Consider the following 26,561-nt stretch of genomic DNA (forward strand, 5'->3'; position numbering starts at 1 on the left):
TATATCAAATTTTAAACAAAATAGATTTGGATATACTATTACAAAATGATTAAGAAAGGCTGACACCATGATCCCTTTGATTGTTGATTATATAAAAGAACAAACAAAAATACATAATCAAAATAATGTTACTAGATCTAAAGCCTATTTGAACTTTTATGAAAAGCATCCAGAAATCAAATGGTCATTTCTGGCCAGTATGGTTTCTAGAAACGCTGGTTGGAATATGACCGATTTACAAACAGAGCCATATGTACAGTTTTTAAGTGAAGATCGCAGAAAGTCTTTATATTTAACGTATGAAAGTATTAATTGGTATATATTCCAAGATGCATACCCTCAATTGTTAATTTATCAGTTATCTATGGAAAAAAACACACCGCTATTCTTTTTGTTAAAGCATTTTTATGTTTCTTCATTTATAGAGCAAGAATGGTACCGTTTCTATAGAGAAAAAAATAAAGAACGATTATTATATGCACAAATCATAAATGAACAAAACATTATAGAGTTACCTATTATGGAGCACCAACCGTATAAGAACAAAATATTTAGGTCTTTAACTTTCCAAACACAAAATATCGTTGATTATAATGCAGTTTTATTACCAACTGAAAATGGTCAATTATACGGCGAATTTGTTTCGCATTTTTTAAATGTTAGTCGCAGAATTGCTATCGGTAAAAAAATAGCCAATATCTTATTTTATCCATATCTATATCCTCGATTTTTATCTTTTGCCAGACGCGTTGCAATAAGTGGAAGTCGTAAGGAGTATGAACAATTTACTGAAGAGAAGCTTATACATTCTAATCCTTTGAAGGATTTTTACAGAAACACACAGCACCATATGACAGATTATAAAGGAGACTGGTCAAGCTACACAAAAATCAAGAAAAAGTGGTGGAAAGAAGAGAACATAGAGCAGATCGTACCGATTAATAGTGAGTTTTACCAGAAGCGTAAATGGCTTAAACAGTTAAGTACGATTAAATCTTCAATTAAGCATGAATCTGTCGAAAAAAGTTAAACGTTAAGAACATTTGTAATATCTCTTCTTTGTTTGTCGTTCGTGAAGGATATTGAATTTGCTATGGCAAATTAATTTAGGCAAGGAGGAGATGGGCAATGAAGTATCCAAGTAATAAGGAGTATTTATTAGAATCATTACAAAGGTTGGAAATTGAGTTAGAACATTTGAAAAGACGGATGCAACTTGTAAACCCAGATTTAAAAAAGAAATAATAGCATACCGCAAAAATTCATGATAAAGTAGATTTGAAGGCAAGGTGAAACAAAATGAATGAATTTTTGCGTTTAACCGAAGACATACTTAAAAATGATTTGGAAACTTTGTATGATAAATATATGAATGGAAGAAAATTTGATCGTAAAAATTATGATGATTTTAATTTAATGAAGGAAGAAACTTCACCTATTTTTGATAAAATAGAGCAATGGGAACAGGATGCTAATGCAATTGTTCATAAACTTCCATTATTTCCAAATCAAATCAAAAACACAAAAGACAACTTAGAAATAATGATTTTACACAGTTACTTTCATGATGTTAGAAAAAAACGTTTTATGGAGTTATATCAATCGGTTAAATATAATTTAAATATTATTATGGATGAAACTGGTTTAGAATAGGGGAGAACATACATGAATCGCGAAGAATTAGTTAAACAAGCAACCGATATGTTAAATGAGGCATACGTGCCATATTCCAAATTCCCTGTGGGAGCTGCTTTGTTAACAAAAGAAGGTAAAGTATATAGAGGGTGTAATATTGAAAACGCTGCATATCCAGTGACATGTTGTGCAGAACGTGTGGCAATTTTTAAAGCGATTTCTGAAGGAGAGCGAGAGTTTAAGGCTTTGGCTGTCATCGCGAAAACGAATCGTCCAGTGCCGCCATGCGGATCGTGCAGACAGGTTATGAGTGAGTTTTTCGATGAAAAAATGCCTGTATATATTTCTAATAAAGATCAGGAAATAAAGGAAGTTCAGGTTAAAGATTTATTGCCTTTTTCTTTTAATCAGCAAGATTTAGCAGAAGGACAAAACAACTGATAAACAATTTTTAAGTCTAGAGTAAGGGCTAGTACAAACTAGCCCTTTTTTTGATATACTAATAATATGAGTATTAAATCATTAGCAATTACTGGTTATAAACCACATGAACTGAATATATTTAGTGATAAGGACGATAAGGTAACCATTATTAAAGAAAGTCTCAAACGTAGGTTGACTAATTTATTGGAAGAAGGGTTAGAGTGGGTGGTCGTATCAGGTCAACAAGGTGTTGAAACTTGGGCATTTGATGTGGTACAAGAACTAAAAGGGAGCTTTCATGTTAAAATAGCTTTAATACCACCTTTTATTGATCAGGAGAAAATCTGGAATGAGGATAAACAAACTGTATATCAAAGGTTAATTGAGCAAGCAGATTTTTACCAGCCTTTATCTAATAAAACTTATGAAAATCCTAAACAGTATTTTATAAAGAATAAATGGATGATTGAAAAGACTGACGCTTGTTTACTTTTATATGAAGAAGAGTTTGGTGGTTCGCCTAAATATTTTTATGAATTGGTATTAAAATATCAAGAGAAATTTCATTATGATATGATCATAATCAATTCATTTGATTTAGATGACTTAGCACGTGATATGCAAGAGTGGAATGAATAACTCTATAGCAAGGAGGATTTTATATGAAAATCAATTTTACAAGTCAAGAGATATTGGACAAGGAGTTTAAAACAACAATTAGAGGTTATAATCAAGATGAGGTAGATGAATTCTTAGATTTGATCATTCAGGATTATGAAGCGTTGCATAAAGAAATCGCTCAGCTAAGAGATGAGAATAAACGTTTGAAATCCACAACTAGACCTCATGCGACATCAAATTCAAACCAAACGCAACAGAGAGGTCAAATTAATTACGATGTATTACAAAGGTTATCAAACCTGGAAAAAGCCGTTTTTGGTAAAAGATATTCCGATCAATAATTGTTAATCATTTCTAGTGTTTTAAGGGAAAGATTATGTTACAATCTATAATTCAGGCATAAATAAAGTGATTGTAAGTGTTTTGAGTAACCGCTCAATTTTTATTGAGAGGAAAGTCCATGCTCACACAAGCTGAGATGCTTGTAGTGTTCGTGCTTGACGAAACCATAAGTCAAGGTAGCTATTATGATAGCTAACGGCAGGGAAGCAATCTAAGTCGTAAGATATGATTGTGAAACCTTTAAAGTGCCACAGAGACGAGTTTGATTGGAAACAATCAAAGTGGAACGCGGTAAACCCCACGAGTGAGCAACCCAAAAATATGGTAGGGGCACTTTCTGCAGGGAAATGAACCAAGCAGAAAGACAAGTTTAACTTGTAGATAGATGGTTACTGCCGGAGTACGAGGTTGACCACCGTTTGCAGTACTAAGGTACAGAACATGGCTTATAAAAACACTTGCAGGTCACATTTTATTTATGCCTTACATAATATAAGCAGCTTAGTTTTTCGAAAGGAATGGAAACGTTGTCACAACCAATAAAATTAATCGCAACAGCAGCAATGGGTCTTGAATCACTCGTAAAGAATGAAGTTATAAAACTTGGTTATGAGAATGTACAAACTGAAAATGGGCGAATTATTTACGATGCAGATTTATCAGGCATAGCTAGAAGTAATTTATGGCTACGTACTGCTGATCGTGTCAAACTACTCATGGGCGAGTTTGAAGCATACTCTTTTGAAGAACTATTTGAACAAACAAAAGCTTTACCGTGGGAAGAATGGATCTCTAAAGATGGGTTTATTCATGTTGTCGGTAAATCACATAAATCAAAACTATATTCCGTACCCGACTGCCAATCAATTGTAAAGAAAGCTATTGTTTCACGTTTGCAACAGGCGCATAATTTACAATCTCGATTAAAAGAGACTGGGGCAAGGTATAAAGTAGAAGTTGCTATTCTAAAAGACAAGGTAACATTATCCTTGGATACCTCTGGTTCTGGATTACATAAAAGAGGCTATCGTGTTGGACAAGGGGATGCCCCACTGAAAGAAACGTTAGCAGCTGCGTTAGTTCAATTAACTAATTGGACACCAGATTATCCTTTAGTTGACCCTTTTACCGGATCAGGAACCATTCCAATTGAAGCTGCACTTATAGGACAAAATATTGCACCAGGCTTTAACCGTGAATTTTCAGCTGAAGAATGGGATGTTATTCCATCAAATGTTTGGGAAAAAGCATTAGAAGAAGCAGAGGACTTAGCAAATTATGAGCAGCCTTTAGATATCACAGGCTCAGATATTAGTCATGAAGCAGTGGAAATGTCAAAACAAAATGCAATGGAAGCAGGTCTTGCTGATTTAATTTCATGGAAACAAATGCAGGTTAAAGATTTTGTACCAAAGTCTGAAAAAGGTTACTTAATCGGAAACCCACCATATGGAGAACGTTTAAGCGATCAACAAACAGTAGAAGAAATATATAAAAATCTTGGTGAAATTATGGCTTCTTACCCTAAGTGGAGTGTCTATATTATGACATCATATAATGATTTTGAAAGTAAATTTGGTAAGAAAGCCACTAAGAAACGCAAGTTATTTAATGGTTTTATCAAAACTGACTACTATCAGTACTTTGGTAAGAAATAATTTAAGGGGAGAATTTAAATGGGGAATACTTACACTAATTTGGAGCAAGAATTTTTGGAATATTATAAACAAATAGAATCTTATTCAGAAGCCATTAAATTAATGGCGTGGGATCTTCGTACAAAAGCCCCTAAAAAAGGTGCCCAAAGACGATCTGAGACATTATCATTATTGTCTCAAAAAACACATGAATTAAAAACTTCTGATCATATGAAGAAATTTATTGATGAGTTGAAAAACGCGGATAACCCAGTCATACGACGTTCAATTGAATTAGTTGAAAAAGAATATAATCTTTCTAAAAAAATACCGTTGAATGAATATAAAGAATTTGTTGAATTAACATCTCAAGCTGAAACAGTCTGGGCAGAAGCTCGTGAAAAGTCAGATTTTGAAATGTTCCGCCCTTATCTGGAGAAAATAGTTGCATTTAATATTAAATTTGCAGAGTACTGGGGTTATAAAGAAAATCGTTACGATGCGCTTCTTGATAATTTTGAACCAGGAGTTACTGTAAAAACATTGGATCAAGTCTTTCCTAAATTAAGAGATGATTTATCGAAATTAATTCAAAAGGTAAGTAATTCATCTGACAAACCGAATACAGAACAAATCCTAGCTCATTTTCCTAAAGAAAAGCAAGAGGAATTTTCTTTAAAAGTGCTTGAGAAAATGGGTTATGATTTTGAAGCTGGTCGTTTAGACGAAACTGTACACCCTTTTGCGATTAATGTTAATCATGATGATGTACGTGTCACGACTAGATATGACGAGAATGACTTCCGTACAGCTGTGTTCGGTACAGTACATGAAGGCGGTCACGCTTTATACGAACAAGGGCTGGATAAAGATCTATATGACACGCCAGTTTGTGAAGCTATATCCATGGGAATTCATGAATCACAATCTCTATTCTGGGAGAACTTTGTAGGGCGCAACAAAGCATTTTGGGAATCATATTATGATCTATTTTTTGAGTATGCTCCAGAATCATTTAAAAATATTCCAATAGATCAATTTTATCGTTCTATTAATGAAGTTAAACCTTCATTCATTAGAATTGAAGCAGATGAAATGACCTACCCACTTCACATAATGATTCGTTATGAACTTGAAAAAGGACTAATAAATGAAGAGATAGAAGTTAAAGATCTTCCTCAACTATGGAACGACAAAATGGAAGAATATCTTGGAATACGACCTGATAATGATGCAGACGGAGTATTACAGGATGTCCATTGGTCTGGTGGAGACTTTGGGTATTTCCCTTCATACGCGCTTGGATATATGTATGGAGCTCAATTAAAAACTGCAATGGACCAAGAGGTCAACATTGATCAAGCAATAAAAAATGATGACTTATCACCAATAAAAAGTTGGTTAAATGAACATATTCATCAAAAAGGTAGCATGAAACAGCCACTGGAATTACTAAATGAGGTAACAGGTGAAGGATTAAACCCTAATCATTTAATTAATTATTTAGAAGAGAAGTATGGAAAAATTTATAATTGGTAGTAAACAGAAGGCTATTCGACTTAATGAATAGTCTTCTTTAGCATTCTTTATTTAGGAGGTAATATTATGGAATCTTATTTACCATCATTTTCTTTAAAAGGTAAAACAGCAGTAATAACTGGCGCAACTAAAGGTATAGGAAGGGCAATCGCTTTTTCATATGCAGAATCAGGTGCCAACGTTATTCTGATTGCCAGATCAGAAAAAGATTTAGTAAATACTGTAGAAACAATTAAAAACAATTTTGATGTTAGTGCAGATTATATTGTGGCATCAGTATCAGAGTTGGATAAAATCACTAACCAATTAGAAGAAAAAACATCGGATAGTGGTATTGATATTTTAGTTAATAACGCTGGAATGAACATTCGAAGTGAAGCTTTGAATGTTACAGAAGAAGAGTGGCAACAAATTATTGATACTAATATGAAAAGTGCCTTGTTTCTATCAAAATATGTTGCTAAAAACATGATAAAGAATAAAACTAAGGGTAAAATTATTTCGATCTCATCAGTTGCTGGTCAAACCGCTTTAAGAACGGGTGTTGTTTATGCTATGACCAAAGCAGCGATTATACAAATGACAAAGACACTATCATTAGAATGGGGTAAGTACGGGATTAATGTTAATGCGATTGGCCCATGGTATTTTCCTACTGCGTTAACTGAAAAACTATTAGAGAATGAACAATATGTTCAAGATATTGTTGAACGAACACCTATGCAAAGAATTGGAATGCTTGAAGAAATAGCTGGACCAGCAGTTTTCTTGGCATCTGATGCAAGTAATTATATGACTGGACAAACATTGATGGTAGATGGCGGAATGACTATTTACGGTTTTTAATAAGAATAGAGTAATAAAACAGAGGACAAACTAAATAAAAAAGGATGTCTTTCTATGACCGCAATTTATAGTATCGGTACAGCGGTACCTGAACATCAATTAAAACAACAAAAAGCTAAAGAGTTAATAGAAGGCTTAATCGATGATAGAAAGTTATCAAGATATTTAGCCGTCTTTGATAACGCCAATATTGATCAACGATACTTTGTCGCAGAACCAGCCTGGTTTTTATCAGAGCATGGATTAGCAGAAAGAAATAATTTATTTTTTAGTAAAGGTATCCAATTAGCTATTAATGCTATAAACGACTGTCTTAAAAATTGTGATATACATTTAGATGAGATTGATGCAGTTATTTCAGTAAGTAGCACAGCGATTTTAACTCCACCAATTGAAGTTCATTTATTGAACCGATTGCCTTTTAGAAAAGATATTAAGAGGTATCCTTTTTTCGGATTAGGTTGTGCAGGAGGAGGAATTGCTCTTTCTCGTGCACATGATTATTTACAATCAAATCCCGACCAGGCAGTTATGATTATAAATCTTGAACTGGCTAGCGTTGCTTTTCATCATGACCAGTTAGATTCTCAAAACATTGTGGGTGCTGCATTATTTGGTGATGGTGCTAGTTGCACCGTTTTGCTGGGCAAAGACCACCAAAAGTTAAATTCGTCTAATAAACATTTACATATCGTATCGACTAGCTCAAGAATATTAGATGACAGTATTGATGTAATGGGTTGGAATGTTAAAGATGATGGTTTTCATGTGATTTTCGCAACAGTTATTCCTAAAATCGTTAAAACGTTTTGGCGTGCCCATTTAAATGACTTTATAAACAATATAGGTATTAACTTCTCTGAGATAGAGAATGTGTTAGCTCATCCTGGAGGGAGAAAAGTATTAGAAGAGATTGAAGCGTTGATGGAAGAACATCAATCTCTAAAATTTTCGAAATATATACTTAAAACCTATGGAAATATGTCTTCACCTACAATTCTATTTGTTATAAAAGAAGCATTGAAAGATGAGGGTGTGTTTAACCAGAAGTATCATTTAGCTTCTGCCTTGGGTCCAGGTTTCGCATCAGAAATCTTACTGATGGAGTGGAAATAATATGATATATTTGTTTATACTCATTTATTTAATCGGATTAAGAATTAGTGAATTAATTGTTGCTAAATCAAATGAAAAATACCAGAAGCAAAATGGGGCTATAGAAATTAAGGATCCCTATTACACTTATATTGTGATTACACACACCTTATTCTTTGTATTTTTGGTTGCTGAGAGTTTTTTAGTACATGGGTGGGAGCGTGAAATATCTCTTACACTAGTGATAATGTTTGTATTAATTCAAGCTTTGAGGTTTTGGAGTTTAATTTCATTAGGTAGATATTGGAATACTAAAGTGATTGTATTACCCAACGCACAAATAGTACAAAAAGGACCTTACAAATGGATCAAACATCCTAATTATATTGTTGTTGGTTTAGAGTTTTTAATTATTCCATTAATGTTTCATGCATTTGTAACGGCAACTTTATTTTTAGGAATGCATTTATGGTTGATGAGTAAAAGAATCCCTATGGAAAATCAAGCGCTTCAACAATTTTTAACAAAGCAATAAAAATAAGGGGAGAAACGATGATAATTTCAGTAAAAGAAGCTTATGATGTTTTTACTAACGAAAAGCATACAGTATTTGCGGATTGTCGCTTTAACTTACAAGATAAGAATAGGGGAAAAAAAGATTATCAAAATAATCATTTACCTCAAGCAGCTTATTTTGATTTAGAAAAAGAACTAAGTGGTGAAGTTAAAGAAGTAGGAGGGCGACACCCTTTACCTGATTTGAAGAAATTCACTGAAGCCTTAGCTGAAAGAGGTATAGATCACCATACACCAGTCATTATTTATGATAATAATAGAGCATTTGCATCAAGAATGTATTGGATGATGAAGCTAATTAACCATTCGAAAGTTTATCTAATGAATGGCAATATAGAAGATTGGAAGTCGAATGGGTATCCTACAGAAAGTCATTCGGCATTGCACTCTAAGTCTCATTATGGAGAGTATAATGTTGATGAAGAATTAATTGCCAATCAAAATTATGTAAAAAAACATAAGAACAAAGAAGATGTGGTCTTAGTAGATTCAAGAAGTTATGAACGCTACATTGGAAAGGTGGAACCCATTGATCATAAAGCAGGTCATATACCTGGTGCAATTAATTTAGAGTGGACAAAAATATTAGATGAACAAGGGCGTTTTAAGTCTAAAGAAGAGTTAGTTAAATATTTTTCTGATTTAAATGATAAAGAAGAAATTATTGTGTATTGTGGGTCTGGTGTTACTGCTGCACCAAATGTTATTGCATTATGGCAAGCCGGGTTTACCAATGTGCGATTATATGTAGGAAGCTTCAGTGATTGGATCTCTAACGATAAAAATAATATTGCTACAAATATAAAATAACCCCGTTTTAATTCATGGGGTTATCTTTTTATCTATGAAATTTTTCGCAATATACATAAATGGCGTGTCTAAAGCAACTACAATAAATTTAATTAAATAAGTTGATACGAAAATTTGTAACCACACATTAAAATCATTAAGCATTATACTCCAAAATGCAATCACACAAAATATTGAAGTATCTAAAAAACTGACTTAACATTGTACTCACATTATTTCGGACCCATAAAAAACGTTCAGAATCGAAGCGCTCTTTTAATTTAGAGAATATATAAACATCAACGTTTTGACTAATGATATACGCTAATAAACTCCCTATAGCTACTTGAGGAACTAAATCGAATAATGTTTTTAAGGATTCGTTAACCATATCAGACTCTGCTGGTGTAAACCTTAAGGCCATTTGCATCAAAATGGTCATTGATACTAATGTGAAGAACCCTAACCAAACTGCTTTACGTGCTTCTTGCTTACCGTATTTTTCATTTAATATGTCTGTTGCAAGAAATATTGACCCATAAACAATGTTACCTAATGTAGCTGTCACACCAAATAGTTCCACCATTTTTAGAACTTGAAGGTTTGCTACAACTGTAGCCATACCAATCCAGACTAATAATCCGTTCTTGCCAAACATTCTATAAATCGCTGTAATTAATACAAAGTTCACAAGTGCAAATAGTATCCATAAAATTTCGTTTGTCATTTAAAATAATCTCCTTAATTTTGATATCGCAGGAAGTTGCGAACTGCGTTTTTTGCACGAATAGAACTATATTATTATTATTATTATTTGCACATTCATGCTATATTTATTTTAAAATGCAAATAATTCAAATTTAAAAAAGAACAAATTGAGAGCCTTTATAACAGAACCAAAGGCATAAAAAAACGGCAGCTAATTAAGCTGCCGTTATGTCTATATGCGTCAATTATTTTTTATTTACGTTTGAAGCTTGTGGTCCACGATCGCCTTCAACGATTTCAAATTCTACTTCTTGACCTTCTTCTAAAGTTTTGAAACCTTCTTGTTGAATTGCTGAATAGTGTACGAATACGTCGTCGCCACCTTCAACCTGAATGAAACCATAACCTTTTTCCGCGTTAAACCATTTTACTACACCGTTTTGCATGATTCTAAATCCTCCTAAAACTTTCACCTAAAGGTGCTTAATTTCACAATAAATTTGCAAGGTAATAAAAAAGGTAACTCCTATAGAAATGAAGGATCATAAATCAATCTTTCACTTCTATAGAAGTTACCCAATTCATGAAACCTTACATCTTTATTGCACTTTCAGTATAACTGAATAAGATAGACAGCGTCAAGGATTGTACTATATACTACTATTAAAAATAAGAACATTTTTATAAGGAGTTTATCCATGATACATATAGGTTTAACTGGCTGGGGTGATCATCCTGCAATTCATGACAGTGAACATTTATATAAAGATAAATTAGCAGCGTATGCCTCTCATTTTCCGGTAGTTGAACTGGATGCAGCGTTTTACAGTATTATTAATCAGGATCAGTACAAGAAATGGGCCAATCAAACACCAAGCAATTTTAGTTTTGTTGTAAAAGCTTATCAAACATTTACTGGTCATGATCGTAAACAGTTTACTCGAAAAGAAATTAAAGATATGTTTAAGATTTATCAGGAAAATTTAAAGCCTCTAACGCAATCAGATAAACTTAATTGTATACTATTTCAATTTCCTCCATGGTTTAATTTATCAAAAGACCATATACGTCGTTTGAAATTCATAAGACAACAATTTGGAAATTTTGATTTAGCCTTGGAATTTAGAAATAGATCTTGGTTCGAAAATAGCGTTAAGCAGGATACTTTAAAGTTTATGGAAGAAGAACAGTGGATTCATTCGATTTGTGATGAACCACAAGCGGGTGAAGGGTCTGTACCAACCATTCCAGTGGTAACAAACTCTCAAAATACATTAATTCGTTTCCATGGCAGAAATGTAATGGGATGGAATAAAAATGGCAATGAAAATTGGAGAAAAGTTAGATTTCTTTATCGCTATAATCAATCCGAGCTTGAAGATTGGGGTAATACTATTCATCAATTAAAAAAGAACAGTGATCGAATCACTGTTCTCTTTAATAATAATTCTGGTGGGGATGCATTCGATAATGCTAAACACTTACAAAAGTTATTAGGTATTACTTATAAAGATTTAAACCCTCGGCAGATGGATTTGTTCTAATTATTTTACAATTCTTCTAGCACCTATGTAACGTGTCTTCCAGTATGGTGTATTCATATTACTAATACTTACCCCGTTGCTTAAACCTGCATGAATAAATGTGCCATTCCCTAAATAAATCCCTGCATGTGAAGGGCCTGGTTTGTAGGTTTCATAAAAAACCAGGTCACCCACACTAGGCTGACTCACTGGAGCTGCTGAATAATAAATACCATCAACAGTTCTTGCTATTGATATTCCGTGTTGGGAAAATACGTATTGTAAAAAACCACTGCAATCGAAGCCTGAAGGCGATTCTCCACCCCATACATAAGGTGTACCAATGTATGCCCGCGCAGTTTGAATCACTGAATTTGTTGAAGCTGATTTCTCAACACTAACTTGTTTATTGCTTGGCTTTGATTTGACAGTTTGTTGAATGTTGCTTTTTGATTCATTGTGTTGCTGAGTATGAGTCACTTGAACGAATTGATTATATTCACTGAGATCAAGCTGTAATTTATAAACTTTATTCATTTGTTCTAAAGCTTTTTTGGTCGCAGGGCCAGCGCTACTGTCTATAGAATCATTGTAAAAACCAAAATACTCCAAAGCTTTTTGGACTTGTTTTGTTCTGTTGCTGGTTTCTCCATACCTTAAGTTTTCTGCGTGTTTCTTAACAACTTCAATATAATGTGATTCTAATTTTTCTTCTAATTTTAGAACCGTTTGTTCATCAACTTTTCCTGTTTCTTCTAAATTTTGTTCCTTTTGAAAGGTTTTAAGCGCATGCTCTGTTAGTACATCATATTTTGGAGTGTATTCTCCCTGATAATATCGAAGAGTTTTTAACTTCTTTTGCAAATGAACAACAGCTTCATGGTGCTCACCATAAGATAACCGTTGCAGCTCTTCAAATTGGTCTTTAGATACTGCTTCTACAGGTAAAGTGAAGGCGAGAGGTGAGCTAAAAGCTATACTGCCTGCCATGGTGCTTAGGAAAAATGATCTCGTTTTTTTCTTAATAACCATCTAACCATCACCTTTTCTAATTATTGATGTTGGTATTATATGTCGAGCTTTTCAATCTATGACATGAACTATTTATTTGTTACAATATAGTTATATAAAGTAGGGAGGATGACCATGGGAAATTCGTATGAAAATCAATACTTAGAATTATGTCGACACGTATTGGAAAATGGTAATGATCGCGGTGATCGAACTGGAACAGGCACTCGATCAGTTTTTGGATATCAAATGCGATTTAATTTACAAGAGGGGTTTCCTTTATTAACAACTAAACGTGTCCCATTCAAATTAATAGTTAGTGAACTGCTTTGGTTCTTAAAAGGCGACACAAATATTAGGTATTTACTATTACATAATAATAATATATGGAATGAATGGGCTTTCCAAAAATGGGTTGAAAGTGATGAGTATGATGGCCCGGATATGACTAATTTTGGCATCCGTTCACAAGAAGATGAAAAGTTTAATAAACGATATCAAGAGCAAATGGAAAGATTTAAGAAATTGATTATTGAAGATGATGAGTTTGCCAATAAATATGGACATTTAGGTGATGTATACGGAAAACAATGGCGCCATTGGAAGAGCTCTAATGATGAAACCATCGATCAAATTAATCAAGTCATTAATGATATTAAAAATAAACCACAATCAAGAAGACTAATCGTATCAGCGTGGAACCCTGAAGATATTCCTAACATGGCTTTACCTCCATGTCATACCTTGTTTCAGTTTTATGTAGCTGATGGAAAATTATCTTGTCAGTTATATCAACGAAGTGGAGATATTTTCTTAGGTATTCCATTCAATATTGCCAGTTATTCGCTGCTCACACACTTAATTGCTAAAGAATGCAACTTGGAAGTTGGAGATTTCGTTCATACAATAGGGGATGCTCATATTTATCACAACCACTTCGAACAAGTAGAATTACAACTTTCGAGGGATCTAAAGGATGCACCCAATCTTCTCATTAAAGAAGATAAGCAATCAATCTTTGAATATGAAGTACAGGATGTGAAGCTAGAAAATTATAATCCGCATCCATCTATAAAAGCACCGATTGCTGTTTAGGAGTTGAGTGAAATGTTATCATTTATTGTGGCAATGGATGAGAATAATGTAATTGGAAAAGACAATGATTTACCATGGTATTTGCCTAATGATTTAAAATACTTTAAAAAAGTAACAACGGGTTATACTATTGTGATGGGAAGGAAAACGTATGAATCCATTGGTAGGCCTTTGCCTAACAGAAAGAACATTGTTATGACTCGAGATCAAGACTATAAAGCAGAAGGCTGTATAGTTGTTCATTCTATGGAAGAATTAGAACCTTACTTAAATGATGAGGAAGTTTTTTTAATCGGTGGAGCAGAATTATTTAAGCTAGCCTGGGATCGAGTGGATCGATTATATATCACTAAGATTCATGATTATTTTGAAGGGGATACATACTTTCCTGAAATCGATTCTAAAGAATGGAAAATTGCAGATGAAACCCCAGGCGAAACAGATGAGAAAAACAAACATGAACATACTTATTTAATCTATGAAAGAAAATAATTGAACGTTTTATTACAGTCTCTTAAAATGTTTGCAAATGTATCAGAAATCAGCGACAATAGAGATGTTAAATTGTGACGATGGAAGGTGTCTACATGCAAGTTGGAATTCCAGGATTGATTTTGATTGTATTAATCCTTTTAATTATATTCGGTCCAAAGAAATTGCCTGAACTTGGTCAAGCATTAGGAAAAACGTTAAAGGAATTTAAAAATTCAACTAAAGAGTTAACTGAAGACGATCAAAAGTCCAGTAAAAAGACAATTGATCATCAGTAATACTCTTATTATGGAGTGATTATTATGGGAATTAGCGGTATTGGTATCCCTGGGCTAATCTTAATCTTGATTGTTTTATTAATTGTTTTTGGTCCTTCTAAATTGCCTGAGATAGGAAAGGCATTCGGTTCATCATTAAAAGAGTTCAAAAAAGCGACAAATGACTTAATGTCAGATGATACAAACAATCAAAATAATAAAATTTCAGATTCTAAAGATGAATCTAAGTAGAGAAGAAGATGTAGGGATTCCTTACATCTTCTTTTATCAGAGTATTTATTATCAAAACAACAAGTATTTTACAATTGAAATCTCTTAAAGGATGAAAACAATGGAAGAACAAACTAAATCCAACTCTTCTAATCAAGAACAAGAATCCATGGAGTTGACAGAACACTTAGGTGAACTACGAAAACGTTTAATGTGGAGTCTAATCGTTTTTGTTGTTTTCTTTGGTGTTGGCTTTTTTTATGTAGAAGAAATCTATCTTTTTATGGAACGTGATGTATCTTTTACTTTAAATGTATTAGGTCCATTTGAAATAATATGGATTTATATCATTATTGCTTCTGTAACTGCTATTATTGTGACATTGCCGTTTTTGGCTCTACAACTTTGGCTATTTATTAGACCTGGATTAACTTCTCATGAGCGTAAAGTTAGTTTGTTATACATACCAGCACTATTTATATTGTTTTTGCTTGGTTTATTATTTGGCTATTTCGTTATTAAAGATCTAATACTAGGATTTTTATTAGAATTAGGTGATGGATTAGTTAATCAAATGTTTACAGCTGAGAAGTATTTTAGGTTTATTTTACAAATCACATTACCATTTGCAGTATTTTTTGAAGTACCATTAATTGCAATGTTTTTGACTAGTTTAGGTATTATAAATCCAATGTTTATGAAACAAACAAGAAAGTATGCTTATCTAATATTAGTTATTCTAGGGACAATGCTTTCACCACCAGATTTTATATTACAATTGTTAGTGGCAGCGCCATTAATAATCTTGTATGAGATTGCTATATTAATGTCGACTATTGTTTATCGCAGGAAGGTTAAGAAATTGGAAGCTCTAGGGGAATAAGATAAAGAAGGTGATTTAATGAAATCATTTTATCATTATATGATGGCCTATCGAGGTATTCAGACAAAAGGTGATCCAAAGAAAAAGTTAGCTGAGTGGATGTTTAATGAACATGATTTCCCAAAACAATCAAAGGAATATATGGAAATAAGTCAATATCTTGAATTTCATACTCCTTTTCCAGAAGCTTTAACAACATTTGATATCGTTTGGGAAGAATATGCGCAAGACAATTAACCAGGTGAACACAATCACCTGGTTATTTTATTATTAACAGTATAACCCACCAATAATAACTAGAAGAACAAATAGTAAAACAATTATTATAAAAGTACTTTTATAATTAAGTCCCATAAAATTCCTCCTTTTTGTATCATAGATAACATATGCTTAACTTTTTGAATTGTTTAGGCAAAATATCCAATCATACTGTCACGTTACAGCATGTCTGAATGATATAATATAGTAAAAACCACTATATTATAGTGAGGTGACTAGTATGCCAACACCGTTAATTATGGAATGGGTATTAATCACAAATGGTAATGAAAAACGACTCAGCGAAGAACATGACATTTTCATCATAAAATTTAATGGTTATAAATTATTCCCTATAGATGAAACCATAGAAATCAAGCGTAATAATCGTACAAAACAAGTAGGAATTGCGAAAATTGTCAAATTAGTGTTTGAAAATAACCAAACTATTTGCCATTATCAATTATTATCACTACAATCAGTCAATTAATGACATATAATTGTCGAACACTCGATTATCTTGCGCTTACCCGGGAAATTATGAGGGAGTGGGTAATTTGGAAATTAAAACAGATTGGAAAGAATACTTAGAAAGTGAATTGAATAAAACTTATTTCGTGAAACTTGTTAATGGTTTAGATGAATTATATAAGAAAACAAAAGTGTATCCACAAAGAGAAGAAGTTTTTAAAGCACTGAATCAAACTCCGTTTCGGGATACTAAGGTTGTAATTGTGGGGCAAGATCCGTACCACGGACCAGGTCAAGCTCATGGCTTAAGTTTTTCAGTTAAATCTAACCAAAAATTACCACCGTCATTGAGAAATATTTTTAAAGAGTTAGTCAATGATTTAAATTGTAAATATCCTGATCATGGTGATTTAACTAAATGGGCTAAGCAAGGAGTTCTTATGTTGAATACCGTTTTAACAGTTGAAGAATCTAATGCCAATTCCCACCGGAACATGGGGTGGGAACATTTCACAGATCGTATTCTACGATTGATTAATGATTATAAGTCAAATGTTGTATTTATTTTATGGGGGAAGCAGGCACTAAATAAAGGGCATTTCATAAATCAAGACAAACACTTGATATTACATGCACCACACCCTAGCCCTTTATCTTCGTACAGAGGATTCTTTAATAGCAAGCCATTTTCTAGTGCCAATACATATTTAAAACAGCATGGAATTGAACCAATTGAATGGTGTTTGAAAAAATAATGGCAATTGCCTAATCGTGAAACTCGTCTATTACGTACTATATATTATGAATAAAAAGGAGGAATAGGCGATGGATCCGTTCGGCTTTAGACCACCCAACCATTCTTGGAATCACAATTATTATCAACAACCATTTTTCCAACAGCCTCAAAAAAGAGGAATTGGCATTTTAAATAAAATTCTCGGTAAAGGACAGGGGCCTGGTCATTTGGGAGGCTACCCACAGCAAATGTTTGGTTATGGTCCTGGTATGGCATCTAAGTATCATTCTCTACACGAAACGTTAAACCATATCCAAAAAGGGTTAGGGATTGTACAACAAGTATCACCATACATTAAACAATATGGACCTTTTGTTAAGAATTTACCAATGATTATTGATATGATGAAGATCATGATGGAAAATGAAGATGAGGCAAATTATGATGATGAAGGTATAAAAGATGATAATATAAAAGATATGGCACAGGAACTTATGAAAGATGATCATTATAATTCTCAAGATAATCATGAACATCATAAACCTAAGCATGTTAAGAAGCATTATAAAAAGCATCATGAAAATAGCAAACAAGATCATCTTCCAAAAGAAATGCCAAAGCCGAAAATGTATATTTAATAATTAGAGGTGATGATTTGACACATTTAGAAAAAGCAACATTTGCTGGAGGTTGTTTTTGGTGTATGGTTGAGCCATTTGATCGTCGTCCGGGAATTGAAGAGGTAACTTCAGGATATACAGGCGGTCATACGGAATATCCGACATATGAAGAAGTTTGCTCAGAAACGACTGGTCATGTGGAAGCTGTACAAATTACGTTTGACCCTGTAATTTTTCCTTATGAAGAATTATTAGAAGTTTACTGGCAACAGATTGACCCCACGGATTCCAAGGGTCAATTTAACGATCGTGGCGAATCATACAAACCAGTGATTTTCTATCATAATGAACATCAAAGGAAATTAGCTGAAATATCTAAAAATACTCTAGAAGAAAGCGGGAAGTTTGATCAGCCTATTGTTGTTGAAATTAGAGAAGCTGAAACATTTTATCCCGCTGAAGAGCAGCACCAAGATTATTATAAGAAAAATGCTTTTCATTATAAAATGTATAAAAAAGGTTCAGGTCGCAAAGGGTTTATCGAAGAGAATTGGACCAAAAATGATCAAGATAAATTACGTCAACAACTTTCAGACATTCAATATAAAGTCACTCAAGAAGATGCGACTGAAACACCTTTTCAAAATGAGTATTGGGATCATGAAGAAGAGGGTATATATGTTGATATAGTAAGTGGGGAGCCACTTTTTTCTTCTAAAGATAAGTACGATGCGGGCTGTGGGTGGCCAAGCTTTACTCGTCCAATAGCTCCATTAGATGAATCGATGGATACTTCACATGGCATGAGACGAATTGAAGTTAGAAGTAATTACGCCGATTCACATCTTGGACATGTTTTTGACGATGGTCCTAAGGATGAAGGCGGTATGAGGTATTGCATTAATTCAGCAGCATTAAAGTTTATTCCAAAAAATAAGTTAGATGAAGAAGGTTATGGAAAGTATAAAGTGTTATTTAAAGATTAGGTTATGTTAAAATTCAATGTTGATTTTATTGACATTAACTGAGTTGTTGAATTGTGATTAGCGAAGGCAGCAAATCCTGCGGGAACACCTTGAGCTGAAGATCCACTACATTTACACCTGCGTCTTCCAGCCTTTCTCTGAAGCCAGCTTGCTCGGTGCAAGACAGCGAAGAAGTGAATTCAAAGGTGTTGTCTTACTGAAGCCGTGCCCGCGGAAAGCGTCCATCGAAAGTGAATTACAATATCAGCAACGGACTTTAACAGAGGCAAAGATTAAAAAAGAGGTGTAAAAATGATTCATAAAACATGGAATGAAAATCAAACAATCAAACAAATTAAATGTACTAACATAGATGCTAAAAAGTTTACTGTAGAGAATGTTTTAACTCCAGGCAAAGTTTATGATGTAAAAAATGAATCTGAAGAGTTTTATTTTGTTATTGATGATACGGGTAAAATGGGTGGTTTTTTAAAAAACTATTTTGAAGAATTATAATGCTGAAGAGCAGTTTTCAATTTATGTTGAGAACTGCTTTTTTTGACTAAGAAAACTTTATTCAGTATAATTTATTTTAAATTCAAGATATTTAGGGGTGTTAGTCATGAAGCATATATTTCAAGAGGGAAGTAATGAACGCACACTACTTTTACTACATGGAACAGGCGGTACTGAAGAAGATTTATTGCCTTTAGTTGATATGATTGATCCAGAAGCAAATGTGTTAAGCGTAAGAGGAAATGTTAATGAGAACGGCATGAACCGATACTTTAGAAGAATAGCTGAAGGAGTTTTTGATGAAGAAGATTTAATTAAACGGACTAAAGAACTTTATGATTTTCTAAATGAAAAAAGTGAAGAATATAATTTTGATCGGAATCAAGTATTTGCCGTTGGTTATTCTAATGGAGCAAATATTGCGGGTAGCTTATTATATCACTACCGTAATGGTTTAAAAGGTGCTATGCTATTTCACCCAATGGTCCCAAGAAGAGGTATTCAATTACCTGACCATGAAGATGTTTCTGTCTTTATTGGTGCTGGTAAGAATGATCCAATTTGTTCATCTGATGAAGCAGAAGACCTTAAAAGGATGTTAGAGCGAGCTGACGTTTCAGTCGATTTATATTGGACCAATCAAGGTCACCAACTTACTAGTGAAGAAGTAGAAGCTGCTAAGCAATGGTATGACTCACTTATTTAAATCTATATAAGAGGCTGAGTCAAAAGGTAGTGATTGGTCAAATTACATTATAAGAGGCTGAGTCAAAAGGTAGTGATTGGTCAAATTACATTAACAAATAATTAAATATTGAGCGTTGTTAAAATACGGAGACTCCTGGTCGGCTAAGTTCGGCCACTCCAGTGGCCAACGCCGACACTTGTCCGTTCAGGTCTTCGGAAAGTAAAGTATTTTGACGAAGCGTAATTTAAAATCCGAACTATAATTAGAATTGAATCATAGTGCGGATTTTAATTATTATTAATACTTTAGACTCTCTGTATTAAACCATTCAATTAGTCAAAAATATTCCGAGAGTTTCTTCATAAATCTTATTAAAATGACTAAAAGGTAATGGATTGGTACCTCTTCCTAACTCAACTGTATAACCTGGTTTACGATAATCCTGGATAAACCAGTCTTTAAATCCAGCATGGCTATCTACATAACGAATAGGTGTATAACCACTTACACGACTGTATTCGTTAACAATTTTTTGTGCATTTTCTGGTTCTAGTCCCTCATATCCCCAATAAATCACTTTGCCTTGAGTATGCAGGGCAAGAACTCGATCAAAGTCTTCTCTGCCAACGAGCTCAGCCATTGCTATAGCTTCAGGCTCTGTTAAAGGTGCTCGGCCGGGATAATCTCGTGGAGAAGGTTGTTGTCTCTTTCTATTTTTTTCTATTTCCCAATTGGCAGGATATTGATTATTTAAATCTACCCCGCGTATGTTTGCTTTCCAATTATTAAAGTTAGTTCTTCCCTTATTAATATCTACAACTAACTCCCGATAATATTCGTTTTCAGGTAATCCTTTATTTAGTAAATCTACGCCATCAGGATTAACCATAGGTACAAGTGATAATGTTATTTCATTGAAAAATTGTTTCATATCCACTCCACGAATAGGTTGATTAGCGGAGAGGGATAATAAGTAATCATGAAGGAAACGCATTATGACAGAAGTTGTAATGGACTCATTAGCGTGAAAAGAACCGTTAACATGCACATGTTTATCTCCATTTCCAATTACTACTTCATATATGGGTTTATTCATGACAGATTGACCGATTTCTTTTAATGTGATGTATGGATATGTTGTAACTAACTTAAAGAGGTCTTCTTCAAAACGATCGAACGTATATAACTCATTAAATGTTAAAATATCTTCTTCAATTCTTTTGGGTATAAAAATTGTGTCCCCAATACGTAGTTGATAAAGATCAACATCGTTTATAGCATAAATTTGTTCAAGTGATGTTTGATGTTCTTGGCTAATTCGCCATAATGTATCACCTGGTTGAATGGTGTATTTTTCTAAAAAATGACCAGGAATATTCACAACCTCACCAACTCTTAATGTGTTTGGGTTTTTGTAAGGATTTGAAAGGATGATTAGCTGTAAGGGGATATTAAATATATTAGAAATTTGATAAAAGGTCATTCCAGGTTGAATGACTAAATCCATCTTACGTCCTCCTTTTATTAATTACGCAGATATTATATGTATATTTGCACATTTGCTAAAAAGTGCTTATAATTTTACTAGAGGACATTGCACAGACATGGTATCTTATATACAATGTGATAAGATAGTTTTAGAGAAAAATTAAGGAGTGATTATTGTGGCATTTATTATTACATCACCATGTAAAGATGAAAAAGCTGGGGAATGTGTTGAAGTTTGTCCGGTTGATTGTATTGAAGAAGGTAAAGACATGTTCTATATAGATCCTGATATTTGTATTGATTGCGGAGCATGTGAAGCGGTCTGTCCAGTAGAAGCAATTTACCATGAGGATGAGCTTCCTGAAGAAGAACGTGAATATATCGAGCTAAACCGTAAATTTTTCCAAGAATAAACATAATGGTAAAAAGGCTGGATATAAGAATTCAGCCTTTTTTTTATGAAATAATATCAGTATAATGAGGAGCCAATAAAAATGAAAAGATTGTACCTATCAGATATACAAACGGAACAGCTTTTCTCAATGATTAGATGGTTTTTCCTAATAATATGTGGTGTTTTGTTTTATTATGAACCGACCCGCAACCAACTTAATCTAACATTAGAAACATTTGATTATTTATTTTTTATAGCATTGGGATACATGTTTATTACTCAAATTGCTTTGTTAACAGCATCCAAGTTTGAGAAAATACAAAAGATATTAATGCAAGCGGGTATTATTTTTGATTTTGTCGTTATCTTTTGGCTGATTGAGTTGTCTGGAGGAGTAAATAGTCTATTTGTTCCTATAGTTTATTTATTTTTAATGCACGCAACTATTTATTGGCGCACACGTGGATTAATTTTAGCTATTTTAGCTTCAATTGTTGGTTATTCTGCCGTTGGATTTTTTCCAGAGGTTACAATAAACAATCAATTAATATGGGTATATTCGTTTAACATCTTATTTTTTATTGTAATTGGTCTATTCGCTGGTATATTGGCTTTGCGTGAACGGAAACACCATAAAGAAAAGACAACTTTTCAGGATTTATCTATAAAAGATTATGTTACTGGATTATATAACCATCGTTCTTTTCAAAATACGCTTGGAAAACTCGTAGCTTCTCAAAAAGAGTTCACATTAATATTAGCTGATATCGATGATTTTAAACAAATAAATGATACACATGGTCACACAATAGGTGATCAAGTATTATCTGCCTACGGGAATACTTTACAACATCAATTGGATAAATCTGATAGCTATTCTTTTAGGTATGGTGGGGAAGAGTTTGCGATCATTATTTTTGATCAGAGAAAACGGGCTATTAAAAGTAAAATAGAAAACTGGAATAAACTATTTCAACATGGGATGAGCTTAATACCAGAGTTGAATAAAGAGAATATCACGATAAGTTATGGTGTTGCATTTTCAGATCAACATGATACCAAAGAGGAACTTTTTAAACGTGCGGATGAATATTTATATTTAGCTAAGGAACATGGGAAAGATCAAATCATGTTCCAAGAATCTTTTGAACGTATAGGGGAATCTAGATGATAACAACAGAGTCAAAAGCAACTACTTTTAATTTTGATTTTTTAATTAAAGAGTTTAATAATAGCGAAGAACAACTGGATCACAAATTGATGCAACTGTATGATAAGTGGAAAGAGGAAAGGTTTACCATTGGCTTTACGGGGCATTTTTCAGCCGGTAAATCGACTCTTATCAATGCGCTTATTAAAGAAGAATTGCTACCATCAAGCCCTATTCCAACGAGTGCAAATATCGTTGAAGTTAGATATGGAGAAGAAGAGACTATTTTTGATTTAAATGATGGTCGACAGGCAATAGAACATGAGATCAATTTGGAACATGTAAATGAATTAGCCAAAAACGGTGAAGAAGTTAGGTCAATTACTGTAACTAAACCTATTGAGCTACTTAAAAATTCCGTTGCATTGATGGACACTCCAGGAATAGATTCTTCAGATGATGAAGAATTCAAACGTACATTAGCTAATATTCATTTAATTGATTATTTTGTGTACGTGATGGACTATAATCATGTTCAATCAGAAGTAAACTTTAAATTTCTAAGAGAATTACAAAATAACAATATTCCTTTTATTATCGTCGTCAACCAAGTTGATAAGCATAACGAAAATGAATTATTATTCGATTCTTTTAAGAAATCGTTAAAAGATAGTTGTCATTCATGGACTATTGAACCCAAAGCCGTTTATTATACTTCATTAATTAATCAAAATCATCCGTTAAACCAACTAAATGATTTAGAACATTTTATTCAGGGTCAGATTTCAAACTCTAAAACCTTAATTGAAAATAAGATGAAATTAGAGCTGGATCATTTAATTGAACAATGGACCCAGGAAAAGTTCACTCTAAACAATTATGATTATAGTGAATTGAATGATTTGCGCGAATCAAACAAACGTTTGATTGATGAAATAAACACAATCAAATCAGATCAAGAGCTATTTCTTCAAAACACGACTAAAGAATTAAATAAAGTTTTAAATAATGCATATATTATGACCTTTGAAGCTAGGGAATTAGCTAAAAGTTACTTAGAGTCGTTACAGCCGAAGTTTAGAGTTGGAAAGCTTTTTACTCAGAAAAAGACTGAAGAAGAAAGAGAACGTCGATTAGAAGCTTTCTTATCTATTATTCAAGAACGTGTAAAAACTGAAATGGTTTGGCATGTACGCCACCTTTTAACCAATCAAGTGAAAGAGTTTAAGTTAGAAGAGAACGAATTAATTAATGATTTGCAACAGTTTACTGTGAAAGTCACTCCACAGGATTTATATCAATCAGTCAATCTGTCTGCGGAAGTTAATGGAAATTCGGTCCTAAACTATACAAACCAATTACAAAAGCAGTTAGCGCAGAAGGTCAAACAAAGTGTTGCTCCAATCATTAATCAGATGGATGATTCTGTTAAAAGTTATTATTTATCCATTATTAATGACTTAGAAAATCAATTGATGGAAATCCAAAACGAAATTGATCAATTTAATGAAGTAGTAAATGTCGAAGAAAAGACGGAACAATATTACCAGTGGCTAGCTGAACAGACATTTGAAAATCCATCTTCTAATGAGTTGATCAAAAAAGAATATCAAGAGTTTAATAAAAACGAAGCTGTTCATGTTCAAGATTTGTTAGTTAAGAGTGAGGACATTCAAACCCGTCAGGACATCCAAGATGCTTCAAAAAAATCCGTGATAGATATTGATGAGTTAGTGAAGCATTCAGAAGAAATATTATCTTATATCAAGTCTATAAAACCTTTACAACCCTTTTATCAATCGCTGAATCGTCAATTATCTAAAGTTAACCAATCAGAAATGACAATTGCTTTATTTGGAGCATTTAGTGCAGGAAAATCGTCGTTTGCTAATGCTTGGGTAGGTGGGAATGTACTGCCTTCATCTCCTAACCCTACGACAGCTGCTATTAATAAAATATGTCCAGTTACACAGGAAAACGCTCATGAAGATGTTTTAGTGTTTTATAAGACTGAAGATCAAATGGTTGACCAACTTTCAAGAATCTTAAGTCCGTTCACAAGCCAATCATTTACGCAATTAGATGATCTAATTAGATTTGTTCGAAAGAATCTTGAACGGTTAACAAACCAACTTTCAAAAACTGAATCTTCATTTGTTGAGGCATTTATTTATGGTGTTGAAAAGTCACGTAATTCTTTAGGTAAACAAGTTAAAATTACCACTAATGATTTTTCAAAATATGTGACAGTTGAATCCATTTCATGTTTTATTGAAGAAATAGAAGTTTACTATGACTGTGAATTAACACGTCAAGGTGTGACGTTGGTTGATACACCTGGAGCGGATTCAATTCATGCTCGTCATACTAATACGTCATTTCATTATGTAAAACATTCAGATGCAATTATTTATGTAAACTATTACAACCATGCTTTTTCACGAGCAGACCGAGAATTTTTAATTCAATTAGGTCGAGTTAAGGAAGCATTTGCTCTCGACAAAATGTTCTTTATTCTAAATGCATCTGATTTAGCCAAGGATGAAAAAGAGTTACTATTAGTAAAAAATTACCTGAACGATCAATTAATGCAATACGGCATAAAAAAACCTTCTATTTATCCATTATCCAGTAAACAAATAATGGATGGAGAAGAATCAAAAGAAGCAAATAGATTCTTTGAACGATTTGAACAATTTATTCATTCCGATTCTAAAGAACTAATTGCTTCAAAGTTAAAAGATGAACAGCTGCGTTTAAAGAAATTTGTTGGAACTACTATAGAAGAAGCTGAACAGTCAACCTATCTTCAAAACGCAAGCATTAATAATATGAATTCCGAATTAGATCAATTTAAACATTGGGTAAAGGAATATGATCAAAATATATTCATCAAAAATATTAATCAGGAGATTGATGAATTAACCCACTATATGAAAGATCGTATCTATATTCAACTTAACGATTTAATGAAGGAAACCATTAACCCAGCAACAATTAATTTAAATGGCAAAAAAGGCCGTGAACAATTACAGGTTGCCATTAAAAAGCTGTTAGCATTATTAAATCAACGATTATCAAATGAGTTTAATGCAACTCATATTTTGTTGGACCAAAGATTGACGTACTCAGTTAAGGATTGGCTAAGTCAAGTTAATAATTATATAACGAAACAAACTCATCTCTCTATGTTATATAATGATGTTGATTCGTATCATGAATTAGAAGAAGATAATGATCAGGTATTACTAAATAGTAAAGAAGTTGACGTATTATCCCAGCTATATAAAAATAAGAAAGAATTCTTTGAAGAACAAAAAGTTAAAGATTTGTATGAAGAATTACACAGCAAAACCCAAGACTCAATTAGCGCAAGAATAAATAGCATGGCTCAGCAATTACAAATTCATTATGAGAGCGAGTTTAATAGAGTTAGTACACAATTAATTGATGACTATTTGGTTGAATCTAACGAAATAATCAATCAAAAGCAAGCGATTTATAAAGAACCAAGCATTCTTAATGAATTTAAAGAATTAAATCAAATGATTAATAGTTAGAATATTCGACAA

Annotated in this window: 31 protein-coding genes, 1 other RNA gene and 1 pseudogene; 28 read left to right on the plus strand and 5 right to left on the minus strand. The window is 33.0% G+C overall.

Features of this window, described 5'->3' with window-relative positions:
• Positions 1-67: 67 nt before the first annotated feature.
• The 12 genes from E3U55_RS04065 (at position 68) to E3U55_RS04120 (ending at position 9,524) form a co-directional block, all read left to right on the plus strand.
• Positions 68-1,030 (plus strand): DUF2515 family protein, encoded by a 963-nt coding sequence (locus E3U55_RS04065; RefSeq protein ID WP_134339055.1) that lies wholly within the window; start codon positions 68-70, stop codon positions 1,028-1,030.
• 269 nt (positions 1,031-1,299) lie between these two features.
• Entirely contained in the window at positions 1,300-1,653 is a 354-nt protein-coding gene (locus tag E3U55_RS04070; RefSeq protein ID WP_134339056.1) for a DUF1798 family protein, read from the plus strand.
• 12 nt (positions 1,654-1,665) lie between these two features.
• Positions 1,666-2,076 (plus strand): cytidine deaminase, encoded by a 411-nt coding sequence (cdd, locus tag E3U55_RS04075; protein WP_134339057.1) that lies wholly within the window; start codon positions 1,666-1,668, stop codon positions 2,074-2,076.
• Positions 2,077-2,142: 66 nt separating this feature from the next.
• Positions 2,143-2,697, plus strand: coding sequence for an SLOG family protein (locus tag E3U55_RS04080; RefSeq protein ID WP_134339058.1), 555 nt, complete (start codon positions 2,143-2,145; stop codon positions 2,695-2,697).
• A 23-nt stretch (positions 2,698-2,720) separates the two neighbouring features.
• The gene (gene gpsB, locus E3U55_RS04085) at positions 2,721-3,020 is read left to right on the plus strand and encodes a cell division regulator GpsB (RefSeq protein ID WP_134339059.1); all 300 of its coding nucleotides are present in this window, start codon (positions 2,721-2,723) and stop codon (positions 3,018-3,020) included.
• 78 nt (positions 3,021-3,098) lie between these two features.
• An RNA gene (rnpB, locus tag E3U55_RS04090) (RNase P RNA component class B) lies at positions 3,099-3,475 on the plus strand.
• A 73-nt stretch (positions 3,476-3,548) separates the two neighbouring features.
• Positions 3,549-4,679: a THUMP domain-containing class I SAM-dependent RNA methyltransferase gene (locus E3U55_RS04095; RefSeq protein ID WP_407644094.1), complete on the plus strand. Its 1,131-nt coding sequence runs from the start codon at positions 3,549-3,551 to the stop codon at positions 4,677-4,679.
• An 18-nt stretch (positions 4,680-4,697) separates the two neighbouring features.
• Complete coding sequence (locus E3U55_RS04100) at positions 4,698-6,197, plus strand: carboxypeptidase M32 (RefSeq protein WP_134339061.1); 1,500 nt, start codon at positions 4,698-4,700, stop codon at positions 6,195-6,197.
• A 66-nt stretch (positions 6,198-6,263) separates the two neighbouring features.
• Positions 6,264-7,043: an SDR family NAD(P)-dependent oxidoreductase gene (locus E3U55_RS04105; protein WP_134339062.1), complete on the plus strand. Its 780-nt coding sequence runs from the start codon at positions 6,264-6,266 to the stop codon at positions 7,041-7,043.
• A gap of 54 nt (positions 7,044-7,097) precedes the next feature.
• Positions 7,098-8,159, plus strand: a complete 1,062-nt coding sequence (locus E3U55_RS04110; protein ID WP_134339063.1) for a type III polyketide synthase — start codon at positions 7,098-7,100, stop codon at positions 8,157-8,159.
• 1 nt (position 8,160) lies between these two features.
• Positions 8,161-8,673: an isoprenylcysteine carboxyl methyltransferase family protein gene (locus E3U55_RS04115; RefSeq protein WP_134339064.1), complete on the plus strand. Its 513-nt coding sequence runs from the start codon at positions 8,161-8,163 to the stop codon at positions 8,671-8,673.
• A 17-nt stretch (positions 8,674-8,690) separates the two neighbouring features.
• Positions 8,691-9,524 carry a sulfurtransferase gene (locus tag E3U55_RS04120; RefSeq protein WP_134339065.1) on the plus strand — a complete coding sequence of 278 codons (834 nt, stop codon included), beginning with the start codon at positions 8,691-8,693 and terminating at the stop codon, positions 9,522-9,524.
• A 12-nt stretch (positions 9,525-9,536) separates the two neighbouring features.
• Here E3U55_RS04120 and E3U55_RS04125 read toward each other — a convergent pair.
• A pseudogene (locus E3U55_RS04125) lies at positions 9,537-10,230 on the minus strand (queuosine precursor transporter).
• A gap of 226 nt (positions 10,231-10,456) precedes the next feature.
• Complete coding sequence (locus E3U55_RS04130; protein ID WP_134339066.1) at positions 10,457-10,657, minus strand: cold-shock protein; 201 nt, start codon at positions 10,655-10,657, stop codon at positions 10,457-10,459.
• 252 nt (positions 10,658-10,909) lie between these two features.
• Between E3U55_RS04130 and E3U55_RS04135 the strand changes: the two genes are divergently transcribed.
• Positions 10,910-11,755: a DUF72 domain-containing protein gene (locus E3U55_RS04135; RefSeq protein ID WP_134339067.1), complete on the plus strand. Its 846-nt coding sequence runs from the start codon at positions 10,910-10,912 to the stop codon at positions 11,753-11,755.
• Here the strand turns inward: E3U55_RS04135 and E3U55_RS04140 are convergent, their stop codons facing one another.
• Positions 11,756-12,766 (minus strand): C40 family peptidase, encoded by a 1,011-nt coding sequence (locus E3U55_RS04140; protein WP_134339068.1) that lies wholly within the window; start codon positions 12,764-12,766, stop codon positions 11,756-11,758.
• A 114-nt stretch (positions 12,767-12,880) separates the two neighbouring features.
• Here E3U55_RS04140 and E3U55_RS04145 point away from each other — a divergent pair, with 114 nt between their 5' ends.
• The 6 genes from E3U55_RS04145 to E3U55_RS04170 all read left to right on the plus strand — a co-directional run bounded on the left by E3U55_RS04145 (position 12,881) and on the right by E3U55_RS04170 (position 15,940).
• Entirely contained in the window at positions 12,881-13,840 is a 960-nt protein-coding gene (locus E3U55_RS04145; RefSeq protein WP_228547467.1) for a thymidylate synthase, read from the plus strand.
• A 12-nt stretch (positions 13,841-13,852) separates the two neighbouring features.
• A complete protein-coding gene (locus tag E3U55_RS04150) occupies positions 13,853-14,332 on the plus strand; it encodes a dihydrofolate reductase (RefSeq protein ID WP_134339070.1) in 480 nt (159 codons plus the stop codon).
• 80 nt (positions 14,333-14,412) lie between these two features.
• Positions 14,413-14,610 carry a twin-arginine translocase TatA/TatE family subunit gene (tatA, locus tag E3U55_RS04155; RefSeq protein WP_323740401.1) on the plus strand — a complete coding sequence of 66 codons (198 nt, stop codon included), beginning with the start codon at positions 14,413-14,415 and terminating at the stop codon, positions 14,608-14,610.
• 24 nt (positions 14,611-14,634) lie between these two features.
• Positions 14,635-14,841: a twin-arginine translocase TatA/TatE family subunit gene (tatA, locus tag E3U55_RS04160; protein WP_134339072.1), complete on the plus strand. Its 207-nt coding sequence runs from the start codon at positions 14,635-14,637 to the stop codon at positions 14,839-14,841.
• Positions 14,842-14,941: 100 nt separating this feature from the next.
• The gene (tatC, locus tag E3U55_RS04165) at positions 14,942-15,703 is read left to right on the plus strand and encodes a twin-arginine translocase subunit TatC (protein ID WP_134339073.1); all 762 of its coding nucleotides are present in this window, start codon (positions 14,942-14,944) and stop codon (positions 15,701-15,703) included.
• A gap of 18 nt (positions 15,704-15,721) precedes the next feature.
• The gene (locus E3U55_RS04170; protein ID WP_134339074.1) at positions 15,722-15,940 is read left to right on the plus strand and encodes a YozE family protein; all 219 of its coding nucleotides are present in this window, start codon (positions 15,722-15,724) and stop codon (positions 15,938-15,940) included.
• 33 nt (positions 15,941-15,973) lie between these two features.
• Here the strand turns inward: E3U55_RS04170 and E3U55_RS17935 are convergent, their stop codons facing one another.
• Positions 15,974-16,057, minus strand: a complete 84-nt coding sequence (locus E3U55_RS17935) for a YjcZ family sporulation protein (RefSeq protein WP_134339163.1) — start codon at positions 16,055-16,057, stop codon at positions 15,974-15,976.
• Positions 16,058-16,202: 145 nt separating this feature from the next.
• Between E3U55_RS17935 and E3U55_RS04180 the strand changes: the two genes are divergently transcribed.
• The 6 genes from E3U55_RS04180 to E3U55_RS04205 all read left to right on the plus strand — a co-directional run bounded on the left by E3U55_RS04180 (position 16,203) and on the right by E3U55_RS04205 (position 19,975).
• On the plus strand, positions 16,203-16,451 hold the full coding sequence (locus E3U55_RS04180) for a DUF2584 family protein (RefSeq protein WP_134339075.1): 249 nt from the start codon (positions 16,203-16,205) through the stop codon (positions 16,449-16,451).
• Between the two features lie 67 nt (positions 16,452-16,518).
• Complete coding sequence (locus E3U55_RS04185; RefSeq protein ID WP_134339076.1) at positions 16,519-17,187, plus strand: uracil-DNA glycosylase; 669 nt, start codon at positions 16,519-16,521, stop codon at positions 17,185-17,187.
• 70 nt (positions 17,188-17,257) lie between these two features.
• Positions 17,258-17,806 (plus strand): VrrA/YqfQ family protein, encoded by a 549-nt coding sequence (vrrA, locus tag E3U55_RS04190; RefSeq protein WP_134339077.1) that lies wholly within the window; start codon positions 17,258-17,260, stop codon positions 17,804-17,806.
• Positions 17,807-17,823: 17 nt separating this feature from the next.
• Positions 17,824-18,774 carry a peptide-methionine (S)-S-oxide reductase MsrA gene (gene msrA, locus E3U55_RS04195; protein ID WP_134339078.1) on the plus strand — a complete coding sequence of 317 codons (951 nt, stop codon included), beginning with the start codon at positions 17,824-17,826 and terminating at the stop codon, positions 18,772-18,774.
• A 291-nt stretch (positions 18,775-19,065) separates the two neighbouring features.
• Positions 19,066-19,269, plus strand: coding sequence for a DUF6501 family protein (locus E3U55_RS04200; protein ID WP_134339079.1), 204 nt, complete (start codon positions 19,066-19,068; stop codon positions 19,267-19,269).
• 106 nt (positions 19,270-19,375) lie between these two features.
• Positions 19,376-19,975: an alpha/beta hydrolase gene (locus E3U55_RS04205; protein WP_134339080.1), complete on the plus strand. Its 600-nt coding sequence runs from the start codon at positions 19,376-19,378 to the stop codon at positions 19,973-19,975.
• A 310-nt stretch (positions 19,976-20,285) separates the two neighbouring features.
• Here E3U55_RS04205 and E3U55_RS04210 read toward each other — a convergent pair whose 3' ends face one another.
• Positions 20,286-21,464 carry a M14 family zinc carboxypeptidase gene (locus E3U55_RS04210; protein WP_134339081.1) on the minus strand — a complete coding sequence of 393 codons (1,179 nt, stop codon included), beginning with the start codon at positions 21,462-21,464 and terminating at the stop codon, positions 20,286-20,288.
• A 157-nt stretch (positions 21,465-21,621) separates the two neighbouring features.
• On the opposite strand from E3U55_RS04210, the gene E3U55_RS04215 reads away from it, so the two are divergent.
• From E3U55_RS04215 to E3U55_RS04225, 3 genes are all read left to right on the plus strand, one after another.
• The gene (locus tag E3U55_RS04215) at positions 21,622-21,858 is read left to right on the plus strand and encodes an indolepyruvate ferredoxin oxidoreductase subunit alpha (protein ID WP_134339082.1); all 237 of its coding nucleotides are present in this window, start codon (positions 21,622-21,624) and stop codon (positions 21,856-21,858) included.
• 81 nt (positions 21,859-21,939) lie between these two features.
• A complete protein-coding gene (locus E3U55_RS04220; RefSeq protein WP_134339083.1) occupies positions 21,940-23,010 on the plus strand; it encodes a GGDEF domain-containing protein in 1,071 nt (356 codons plus the stop codon).
• Positions 23,007-26,549 (plus strand): dynamin family protein, encoded by a 3,543-nt coding sequence (locus tag E3U55_RS04225; RefSeq protein ID WP_134339084.1) that lies wholly within the window; start codon positions 23,007-23,009, stop codon positions 26,547-26,549. Before E3U55_RS04220 ends, E3U55_RS04225 begins: the two co-directional genes overlap by 4 nt.
• The last annotated feature ends 12 nt before the right edge of the window (positions 26,550-26,561 follow it).

This window comes from Filobacillus milosensis, assembly GCF_004402015.1.
Classification (GTDB): domain Bacteria; phylum Bacillota; class Bacilli; order Bacillales; family Alkalibacillaceae; genus Filobacillus; species Filobacillus milosensis.